Annotated in this window: 9 protein-coding genes; 8 read left to right on the forward strand and 1 reads right to left on the reverse strand. The window is 42.8% G+C overall.

The window, feature by feature from the left end:
- Nucleotides 1-10: 10 nt before the first annotated feature.
- On the reverse strand, nt 11-3,166 hold the full coding sequence (locus tag LJ707_RS20185; protein WP_228954563.1) for a TonB-dependent receptor: 3,156 nt from the start codon (nt 3,164-3,166) through the stop codon (nt 11-13).
- 634 nt (nt 3,167-3,800) lie between these two features.
- Between LJ707_RS20185 and LJ707_RS20190 the strand changes: the two genes are divergently transcribed.
- The 8 genes from LJ707_RS20190 to LJ707_RS20225 all read left to right on the forward strand — a co-directional run.
- On the forward strand, nt 3,801-4,823 hold the full coding sequence (locus tag LJ707_RS20190; RefSeq protein WP_228954565.1) for an LLM class flavin-dependent oxidoreductase: 1,023 nt from the start codon (nt 3,801-3,803) through the stop codon (nt 4,821-4,823).
- A gap of 153 nt (nt 4,824-4,976) precedes the next feature.
- Complete coding sequence (locus LJ707_RS20195) at nt 4,977-5,186, forward strand: hypothetical protein (protein ID WP_228954572.1); 210 nt, start codon at nt 4,977-4,979, stop codon at nt 5,184-5,186.
- 107 nt (nt 5,187-5,293) lie between these two features.
- Nucleotides 5,294-5,689, forward strand: coding sequence for a two-component system response regulator (locus LJ707_RS20200; protein ID WP_228954575.1), 396 nt, complete (start codon nt 5,294-5,296; stop codon nt 5,687-5,689).
- An 855-nt stretch (nt 5,690-6,544) separates the two neighbouring features.
- On the forward strand, nt 6,545-7,327 hold the full coding sequence (locus tag LJ707_RS20205) for a hypothetical protein (protein ID WP_228954577.1): 783 nt from the start codon (nt 6,545-6,547) through the stop codon (nt 7,325-7,327).
- A 40-nt stretch (nt 7,328-7,367) separates the two neighbouring features.
- Nucleotides 7,368-8,255 carry a hypothetical protein gene (locus LJ707_RS20210; protein WP_228954579.1) on the forward strand — a complete coding sequence of 296 codons (888 nt, stop codon included), beginning with the start codon at nt 7,368-7,370 and terminating at the stop codon, nt 8,253-8,255.
- On the forward strand, nt 8,210-9,502 hold the full coding sequence (locus LJ707_RS20215) for a hypothetical protein (protein WP_228954581.1): 1,293 nt from the start codon (nt 8,210-8,212) through the stop codon (nt 9,500-9,502). Before LJ707_RS20210 ends, LJ707_RS20215 begins: the two co-directional genes overlap by 46 nt.
- Before the next feature lie 98 nt (nt 9,503-9,600).
- Nucleotides 9,601-10,161 (forward strand): PKD domain-containing protein, encoded by a 561-nt coding sequence (locus LJ707_RS20220; protein ID WP_228954583.1) that lies wholly within the window; start codon nt 9,601-9,603, stop codon nt 10,159-10,161.
- A gap of 351 nt (nt 10,162-10,512) precedes the next feature.
- Nucleotides 10,513-11,418 (forward strand): DUF6443 domain-containing protein (locus LJ707_RS20225; RefSeq protein WP_228954585.1); only part of this gene is annotated, 906 nt, incomplete at its 3' end.

The following is an 11,418-nucleotide window of genomic DNA, read 5'->3' on the forward strand; positions in this document are numbered from 1 at the left end:
CTCTTTAATATTATAAATCAATTCCAAAACTGAATGTGTAAAATGGCGTTAGCGGATAGCGCCCGTTATCAAGCCCAATAGCCTGGTTAGTGGCTTGCGCATCGCGGCCAACGTATGAGCCAACTTCGGGATCTAAACCTTTATAGCCGGTTATTGTGGCCAGGTTTTGCACACCAAAAGCTATACGGGCACCGCGTACAAATTTTTGTTTAGCCAAAAAGTTAGCAGGCACGTTGTATGACAGGGTTACGTTTTTAAGTCTGATAAATGATCCGTCCTCAACCCACTTATCGGTAATACGCGCGTAGTTGCCGTTGGGGCCAAATGATATACGGGCAACGTTTGTACCCGGGTTTGCCAATGATACCGAGCCGTCAGCATTTGTTATAGGGCGGGCATAATCCATAGCGGTAACCAGCATGTTACGGCTCAGGTTAATATTATTTGGGTTTGAGTTTGCCCTTGCCAGGTAATTGTATACATCATTACCATAAGCCGCTGTTAAAAGCACGCTCAGGTTAAAACCCTTGTAAGCGAAGTTATTGGTAAAACCGGCATACAGCTTAGGCCATGGGTTGCCGATGTTGGTAAGGTCGTTCACATCAATCTTTCCATCGCCGTTAATATCCTTATACTTAACATCGCCTACCCAAACACCGTTAACATCGGCAGTTGGCAGCCTGTTGCCATTATTATCAACCGGTACAGCACTGTTGTTTATCTCATCAACAGATTGAAAAATGCCTTCCTCAATATATCCCTGGAATAACCATGGTGCCGAACCCACTGCTGATTTTTGCGTCCAGTTATCTAACCACCATGATGTACGTGATATAAATGCCGACTCGCTATTAAGCTTTTTGATAGTGGTTTTAAAGTGCGATATGTTGAAATTACTTGTCCAGGTAAAGTTTTTATTGGTGATGTTGGTTGTGTTTAAGGTTACGCCCCAGCCTTTATTGGTTAAAGTACCAATGTTTACCAGCGGAGCGCCAACAGCACCGGTACCATTTGTGCCCATATACCATGGCAGCGAAAGGTCCATCAACAAGTTACTGGTTTCTTTTTCATAATAGTCAGCCTCAATGTTAATGCGGTCTTTAAGTAAACCAATGTTTACGCCGATGTTGTTGGTGCGGGTTTCTTCCCATTTAAGGTTAGGGTTAGCAAACTTGCTTGGTAAAAAGCCGGTACTGCTTGGTGTAGCACCCGGCGCCAGTGGCGAGTATATGCCCGCGCCGCCACCCTGGTTACCGGTTAAGCCTGTTTCAACACGAAGTTTTAACTCGTTGATCGCCGGTATATTCCAGAATTTCTCGTTTGTAATACGCCAGGCTGCTGATACCGATGGGAAATAACCCCAGATATTTTCTGAACCGAAGTTTGAAGAACCATCGGCACGTATGGCACCTGATACAATATATCTGTCGTTATAGTTATAATTGATCCGGGCCAGGTATGATTCTAAGGCCCAATGCCCGGAGCCGCCGCCATTGCTTGCGGTTAGTGGGTCACCGGCCTCAATATCAAATACATCGTTTGTTAAAAAGCCTGTTCGGCGGGCCGAAAGGTTTTTCCAGGTACCTGCCTGCGCTTCATGGCTGGCTATTACGTTAAAATTATGTTTGCCAAAGCTTTTATTATATTCCAGCAACTGGTTCCAGTTCCAGTACGTGTTTGAGCCGGTGGCGTTTGTAAAAGCGGCCGTAACGTTTTCGGCCCAGCCAATTTTATAAGTAGGAATGTAGTTTTGCGATTCGGAGTAGCCAACGTTTGTAGTGAGCGATGTTTTAAAATGCAGCTCGGGCAGTATTTTAACATCAGCCCTTAAACCACCGCGAAACTCGCGGCGTAAAAAATTGTTGGTTACCAGGTTTGCTATAGCAACCGGGTTAACAGGCGCAAACTGGTTGGCACCATTGTTAAGATCGCCACCGCCCCATGAGCCATCAATATTTTTGACCGGTATTTGTGGTGTTAGCTGTATGCCGTTAGATATTAGGTTCTCTTGGCTGGTAGTTAAATTCTCTTTGGTTTGGCTAAAATTAAGATCAGTACCAAAGGTTAACCATTCCTTTGCCTTACTATCCATATTTAAGCGTGCCGAATACCTTTTAAAGCCCGAGCCTGCTGCCACGCCCTTTTGGTCAAGATAATCGCCTGATAGATAATATTTTGTTTTTTCGGTACCTCCGCTAAGGCTCAGGGTATGGTTTTGGCGCGCGCTGTTTCTAAAAAGCTCATCCTGCCAGTTAGTACCCTCGCCTAATAACGATGGGTCTAAAAACTCAAGCGGTGTTTCACCACCGGCAATAGCATGATACTCGCCAACCATTTGGGCATATTGCCTAAGGTTCATTACATCAAGGTGCTTGGGCGCGGTTTGCAATCCGTACTGGTAGTTATAGGTAAGTTTTACATCTCCCGCTTTACCTCTTTTTGTGGTGATCAATACAACGCCGTTTGTGGCGCGCGAACCATATAGCGATGTTGCTGCCGGACCTTGCAACACCTGGATATCTTCAATATCAGTAGGGTTAATACCCGCTAAAGGGTTAGTTGAGCTTTGCGGACCTAAGCCTATTTGAGTAGGAGCTATCTGTATATCATCAATAACATAAAGCGGATCGGTAGCACCATTAATAGTACTCACACCACGTATGTTGATTGACATGCCGCCGCCCGGCTGCCCTGTATTTTGGGTTACATACACGCCGGCCGAGCGGCCTTGCAAGGCTTGCTCAACAGTTGTATTAACTGTACGGTTAAGCTCTTTTGCCGAAATAGATGTTTGCGCGCTTGATAAGTTGGCCTTTTTAGCGCTGCCGTAAGCTACCTTTACAACAACTTCTTCTAAAGCGGTTGCCGATGGCTTTAAGGCTATGCTTACATTAGTTTTGTCGGTTAGGGTAAATTGCTGTTTTTCCATCCCTAAATAAGAAACGGTTAAACTGCTGCTGCCCCCGGGCACGTTAATTGAAAATGCACCCATCGCGTTTGTTGCAACCGAAACGTTGGTACCGGTTACCGTAACGGTTGCTCCCGGAAGGGTTTCGCCGCTTTGATTGGTAACTGTCCCGGTTATTACACGGCTTTGTGCAAATGCAATTGCACACGCGCAGGTAAACACAGACAGCAATAGTAATCTTTGTAAAATTTGTCGCATGGTTTATTAATTAGGTTTATTGGTAAGTGGCTTGTAATAATGTATGCTTACACGCTTAATATTGCGGTTACACCGGCCTATTATCCGTTCAGGTTTCGCCGAAAGTTTATCAGGATATTAAAGGAATTAATTGGTGGTTGTATATCAATTGTTACCCGTATAATTAACAGGCTCAATTATAACTGCCGGTAAAAAATGGCGACAGGTTGTTGGCAATTGATCGCTGAATTTACAGCATAGAAAATCAGAAGTAAAAATTTTACCATAGCACTTCATTATTTAGGAAATTGGTTTATAAAAAAATTGGTTTACATGCCGGGCCGGTTAGTTGAATTGCCCGTATTTATAATTGCTGAATTTAGGTGGGTTTAAAATTAATGCATACAAAGGATGTTAATATTAATACCACAAATGTTAACCTTTAATAACACTCTTATTATTAATACTTTACATAAAAATCATCTATTACGGTTTACCTTTACTGCGTGTGTATTTCATATCATATTTACCTGTCACAGATAAGTACAAGCCAAATGAACACCTCTGTGTGTTAACCTGGTTGTGTGCGGAAATAATTAAAGGTTGACTTTTCACTGATGCCAAATAGGCCTGGCGGTTATTACATTTGTTAATAATGAAGAAAATTGGATTTTTATCTTTTGGCCATTGGGCTAATCACCCTGCTTATAAAGCCCGCACAGCAGGCGATACATTGCTCCAGTCTATCGATCTGGCTGTAGCTGCCGAAGAGATGGGCTTGGATGGTGCATATTTTCGTGTGCACCATTTTGCTGCCCAACTGGCATCGCCATTCCCTCTGCTTTCGGCGGTCGGTGCCAAAACAAGAAAAATAGAGATTGGAACCGGGGTAATTGATATGCGGTATGAGAACCCTATGTATATGGTTGAGGATGCCGGAGCTGCCGATCTGATCTCAGGCGGAAGATTGCAATTAGGTATAAGCAGAGGCTCGCCGGAACAGGTTATTGAAGGCTGGCGATACTTCGGCTATAATCCTGATGAAGGTGAAAACGATGCCGACATGGGGCGCAAAAAGGCGTTGGAGTTTTTAGATAAACTAAAAGGTGTTGGTTTTGCCGAGCCCAACCCCTATCCAATGTTTCCGAATCCACCGGGCTTGTTACGTTTGGAGCCTCACTCCGAGGGCTTGCGTGAACGTATTTGGTGGGGAGCAGCATCTAACGCTACCGCTGTTTGGGCGGCCGAAAATGGTATGCATCTGCAAAGCTCAACCTTAAAGTTTGATGAAAGCGGCAAACCTTTCCATGTACAGCAGGCCGAACAGATAAGATTATATAAAGAAGCCTGGAAAAAGGCCGGGCATCAAAGAGAACCAAGAATTTCAGTAAGCCGTTCCATTTTCGCGCTTGTAACAGATCAGGACAGGCAATACTTTGGGCAACAAGCTAAAGCCGCCGATAGTTTTGGTTACATTGAAAGTGATAAAAGAGCGGTTTTTGGAAAGAGCTACGCGGCAGAACCGGATAAACTAATTGACCAACTAAGCAAGGATGAAGCCATTAAGGAGGCCGATACCATACTTTTAACCATACCTAATACATTAGGTGTTGATTACAACGTGCATGTGCTATCATCAATTTTAGAGCATGTAGCACCGGGATTAGGCTGGCGTTAAGCTTATGTGAAGGGTTTGAGAAAATTTGCAGGAATATTTTTTGTCGAATTTTCTCAAGCCGCTGACCAAAGGCAGCGCTTATAACGTTTTATAAGATTAAAACAGTCTCCGTATCCCAATGTTATAACAGTTCATCACTAAACGTTTTTACTTATGATCACTAAAGAAGAACTACTGGAAGGCCTTGAATTGTTATACACAGGAAAAGCCTTCGTGGGATTTAGGGAAGAGAACCCTTTTGTTACATTTTTAGGTTACGACAGTAACGGATGGACAAACATTTGGGTTAAGTACAGCGGACGTGCAATATTTACTTCCATAATGGATGTAATGCTAAAACAGGATGTGACGGCTCCGGTTTGAAGTAAAAAACCCCTTGAATTTTGTCACTCCGGGCATTATAGCATGATTATTGTTATTGTCGGACGAAATCGGGACTGATGATAAACAGATACCCGGAACAGATAATTATGACAGAGAAAAAAATATTGCTCATAGAGGACAATACGGATATTACAGAGATTATTAGTACTGTACTGGCAGATGATGGGTACAAGGTTTCAGCAATTACTGAGGCTGATGACATTGTTCAGACAGTTCTGGATACCGGACCTGACCTTATCATCACCGATTATATACTTGAAGGAATTAACGGCGGAGAGTATTGCAGCGCAATCAAACGGGATGCCCGCACTGCACATTTGCCTGTAATCATATTATCCGGTTATGGCAAAGTATTAGAATCTCTTGGAGATTACGGCGCTGACCAAATTATGGATAAGCCGTTTAATAACGATGACCTGAGCGCAACAGTCGCTCAACTCCTGGCCTCCTCTAAAAAAGAAGATCAAATGAATGATAGATAAGATACCATCTTTTTAAAGATCAATGCATTAACAGCTTGTTGCAGCAATGCCTTTATGTCCATAAAATCAAAATCATATAAAAATGATAAACTAATGGGCAATTTTAACAATATCATATTATTAATTGGATTGCTACGGCATAAATTAATAATATGTATGATGAATAAAGATCAGCTCTACAACAGTTTCGTCAGCATTCTACAACTGAGTGTGATTTATTGCCCCACCAATCAAAGAGCTTCTGCATTCCCAAAATACTGCTCGATTATTGCCTGTAAACAAAAACGCCTCAAATCGTATGATTTAAGGCGTTTTGAAATAGATAATCTTACTTGGCGGAGAGAGAGGGAAATGAACTTAGCCCAAAAAAGTGCTTTTAAAGCGTGTAAATGTGACTTGTCGAGATGAGTGCCACAAAAGTGCCACAACTACTTTCCACCTTTCTCCGAGTATCTTTTAAAAGCTTCCTGCAAAGAAGCTAACTAATTTAAAGAACGTTAAAATTCGTAATGTAAATTTACGAAATAATCTTTATCGTTTTACACCTACCCTATTCCAGACATCTAAAATAATTTAGAATTCGATTTTGCAATTTTGCAAAATGTAAGATATTACTTATAATTGAGCAACTTAAACATTTTTTAGCCGTCACAATGCTACAGCAATTCACACAAAAAAATCCCTGGCAGCCCTTACATTTTTATGCCATACAAAATTCCCTATTCTTCGTTTCTAAACTTTATCCCATATGCGTAAAAAATGCATCATAATTTTTTTAATTAAATCAACAAGCACTTTGTTATAACTGAGTTCTTTTTTATAATCATTACAATCTGTTAAGCTTTCCTTATCACAATGAATACACGCAAAATGCTCCTGCTTTTGTGCTTATTAAGCATATTAGCACGCACAGCTATAGCCCAAAACGGCGCAAACGTCAGTGTCAATAACTACACGGGTACTGCTAATGTCACCATACCCTTATTTCAGGTAACATCCGGCTCCTTGAGTCTACAAATAGCAGCAGCGTATAATGCCAATGGTGTTAAAGTTAAGGATGCTAAAGGCATAATGGGAATGAACTGGGGTTTAATAGCAGGCGGAGAAATAAGCCGGGCACTGCGGGGGCTGCCTGATGATATGAAGTATGATAACAGCCGTTTAGGCTGGCTATATAATACGAATGGCACTAAGATCAATAATTTTGCGATCAGCAACAGTAATAGCACAACGGTCTGTTCAGATGAAACAGCCGATAACAGCTATATCAGCTCGAATTTTGCCGACCTTTCTGACACCGAGCCAGATATTTTCAACATTAATGCGCCCGGGCTTTCTTGTCAGTTCTTGTTTGATAAGGACAAAATTGTAAGAACGATCCCCTATAGAGACTTGAAGATTAGTTACTCAGCTAATGTAACGAGCGGCAAAATTGAGTCTTTTTCAGTTATTAATGAGCAAGGACTTATCTATACGTTTAGCAAAACTGAAATAGAGTATCGCAAAAGTACAACAACTGGTACAGTAAGTTATTTTAAGCGCGGTTACGATCAATATGTGAATGAGATCAGCTTCGCACGCTCATGGAAGCTGACCAATATTTCATCTCGTTCAGGGGAAACAATTATGTTCACCTAATATTAACGGTAACCGGATAAAAAACAACGATAAAGTTTCCGTGACCCTGCCTAATGCTTCTGCTTCTACTACTTTATTTTCCATAACTAGATCATACGATCCGGTATTAGTAAAACAAATTTTAACGACTGACGATATTAATTCATCAGCGGTGATTTTCAGTTATGGCCTATTTGATACAGAGGATGAAATAACTAATATCTCTGGCATGGGCCGTAAGGTTGGATTCGCATACAAAAGATTTACAGCCCCCGCCACCAAACGATCTTTTTTAAGCAGGGTTACTGTTTCAGGCTCAGGCCTGAAAAGCACTCTTGATCTATCCTACTATGGCTTGAGTAATAATAGTACGATAGGAGATTTTATCAACTTACCTGATTCAGCCTCAAAAGAGATTGATTATTGGGGGTATTATAATGCAAGTGGCGCTACAAGTCTTACGCTTCAGGTGTACACTTATCCATTACATTCAGCTGAGCGCTACCGGGTGATCCCACCGGGAGCATCGTCCAATTATATCTATACATTGAGCGGAGCTGATCGTTCCGCTAACGTTGCCGCGGCAATCAACGGCAGCTTAATGTCCGTTACGGCCAACACCGGCGGCGCTAGCACGATCGAATATGAATTGAACAGCTATTACGATAATACGGCAGCTGGGATAATCAACGGCGGCGGGATCAGGGTCAAAAAGCTGTCGTCCAGTGACGGCCTCAGTTCCGGTAATACTATCGTAACGAATTATAACTATAATGATCCGGCTACTGGCGCCACCAGTGGCAAGCCAATTAATCTCCCTTCTTATGCCTTACCATCCCTTATACGGGTACTGGAACAGACGAAGCTAAATGGGCTGCATCAACAGTCCGTTCTGAAAATGATATGGCAGAAGAAGATGAAACCATCGTTTATAAAAATGTATCCATAACCCGTACGGGAGGTGGCCAGGTACGCTATGAATACGAGATCCCCGGCACATTCTGGGATGCCAGCGCCTCGCCGGACTGGTCACCCACCACGGTATATTCCGGGCGCATAGCCTGTACAGCAGCGACCTATGCTACCACGCAAAGGAATAATTATCCTTATGCCCCGAATCCAAACTTTGACTTTGAGCGTGGATTGCTGAAAAAGGTAAGTACTTATAATGAAGCCGGGCAGCAGACCAGTGAAGAAAGCTATACTTATCAAAGATCTTATACTAACCCAATAGTTATAACAGGATTAAAGTTTGAGAATAATACCAGCACAGCACGTAATTATGCCAAGTACAATATCCTGACTACTACCTCTAAGCTGACTGCGCAGCAGACAAGCAAGGTGTTCGATCTTCCTGCACTGACAACTTTTAAGTCGAAAACGATCACTTACAAATATGAAAGTCCTAATCACAAATTGCTTACCTCCCTGGAGACAGCTAACAGTGATGGTAGCGTCAATAAGGCGTTCACAAAATATGTAAAAGATTATGCCACGACATTAGGCACGGATTCAATGGCAAATTCCTTATACCGGATGAACCAGGCGAACCAGAACTTTCCTATTGAACAGTATCAACAAGTTCAACGCGGAGGTACTGCCTTCACAACCGGTGCCAATTTAACGTTATATAAAAACGTGGTTTCTGCGGGAGTCAGAGATAAGCCTACTCAATCGTTATCTTTTGTATCGCCGGCAGGCGTTTCGGACTTTCAGCCTTCATCCATATCAGGGAATGCACTTATATGGGATAGCAGGTACGAAGTAAAAGCCAACTACTTGTCTTATGATAACATGGGCATATTACAAATGGCCGATAATAACAAGCGCCAGCAGGTGACCACGCTGACAGATCACAAGAGTAATCAACCATTTGCCGTATTTACAAACGCCTTGTTATCTGAAATAGCCTATAAGGATTTTGATACTCCTTATCTTGGTGCAGGATTTACGTTTACAGATACCGTTGCCAGCACTAATGCCAGAACAGGTAAAACGGCTGCTACCTTAAAAACGACAAGTGTGATCAGCCGGGCGATGACCAGAAACCCGCAGGCGGCGAACAATATTTTTCGATATGGGTCAACACCACTGCGACCGGGACGCTTACCGTACAGCTTACTGACGGTACAAACACTTACAGCTATCCCCTTAATTATGCAAATACCTCTGGCAAGTGGCGGTTTTACCAAATAAAAACCACGCTGAACAGTCTGGCAAACTCTTTCACCTGTAAGCTCATCGCTGGCGCTAATGTACTGGTTGACGACATTTTGTTCTACCCGGAACATGCCATGGTTCAAACTGCAGTATATGATCAGGAAACACTGGCTAAAACTTCCGATACAGATATGAATGGCGTGTCTGTCTATTATACTTACGACACTTACGGACGACTCAAGACCATACTGGATCAGGACAAAAACATTATCCAAAGAAAGGGCTACCTCAAACCGGATGATTACACGAATTTTAACTCCAGCTTCAGTGTTTACTTCGCAAACAACCTGCAGGGGGATGTATTGAACTACAACAACCAGCTTACATTCAGAGATCGCGTTGACACGGAATTGGACGGTAATATGCGAACATATGACTTTGGTGACGGCACACCAACCGTAACCGGTCCTGGTACAGTAAGTATTGTTATGGAAAGCGGGCAGCCAGTGGAATACCGTACGTTCGGACACACCTATACACAGCCGGGTAATTATTCGGTTTCGCTGACAAAAACTTCACCGATAATAGGTACTAAAACTGTTACACAAGCTGTTCAAATATTTGATCATTCGACTATTAAGTTACCGCTGTATACCATAGACAGACAAGGTGGCAATTACGAGCGTACAATTTAGCGGCACTGGAGCAGGTAAAGAACAAACACAAGCTGGAACCAGCTACGTGGTGAACCAAGGTGTTTACACTGTTACCGTGACCATCAGCGGCTCACAGTATAATTCTGTGACCGGAAATGGATTCAAATGTGTTTACATACAATGCGGCAGCCAGGTGCTGGGATGCATAAACTACAAATCTACGAGTAATGTTTATACATTTTACGGTATAGATCTGAATGGAAAAAGCGATATGTCGGTCATATTAAGTGAGAGCAGTTGTAATCCCAATTGGCCAATCGGAGGTGGCGTCAGCTTGACAACTCCCCCCCCCATCCGAAGAACAATAAGATCAACCTTAACCTCACAACAATGCGACCAATTACCAAGAAACATACCCGTACGTTAGCGGTAATGATACCATTACTGTTAGGCACCATTTATGCAAATGCTCAGCAACAGCAGGATCTGAGCGTGGAGCAAACAGAGATCATCAAAATCTCCGGTATAACAACTGAGGACATGATCTACGGATTGAATGCCACGCAAAAGACAACTTCAAAAACTTATTATGATGGCTTGAGACGCCCGGTACAACAAGCACTTGTACAAGGCAGCCCCACGCAAAAGGACATTATCCAGCCGATAGGATATGACAACCAGGGAAGACAAAACCGTGGCTATCTGCCTTACGTCGGTACGGACGGCAGCGGCAATTTCCGTCCGAATGCCCTCACCAGTGAGCAGCCCGCATTTTATAATAACGGCACTTCGGACAAAATAGCCGACGATACCAATCCCTATAGTGAACAATTATTTGAAAACAGCCCTTTGCAGCGCGTACTTTCCGCAGGAGGTGTAGGCAATGATTTCCAGCCCCTATCCGGTCAGCATTATTCCAGCATGAGCTACCGGAGCAATACAGCGGCAGATGGCAATATTATTATGTGGAGTCCAGAAGGATCGAACACAGGGAATTATGGTGTTAATGCCCTCTCTGTAACCAAGGCTACCGATACAGAAGGTCACAAGGCTGTTGTGTTTACGGACGATCTGGGCCGGACAATCCTTAAACGCCAGGTAGTTAATACTACGACGAATAATGACACCTATTACATATACAACAATGCCGGTTTAGTTAGTTATGTTTTGCCGCCAAAGGCAGTAAACTTGCTGGCTGCTAACAACAGTTATACGCTAAGTACAGCAATCATCAGTAAGTTGATATTTACCTATACGTACGACGACAAAGGCAGGTTGACTGAAAAGACCATCCCT

The organism is Mucilaginibacter sp. UR6-1, assembly GCF_020880975.1.
GTDB lineage: Bacteria > Bacteroidota > Bacteroidia > Sphingobacteriales > Sphingobacteriaceae > Mucilaginibacter.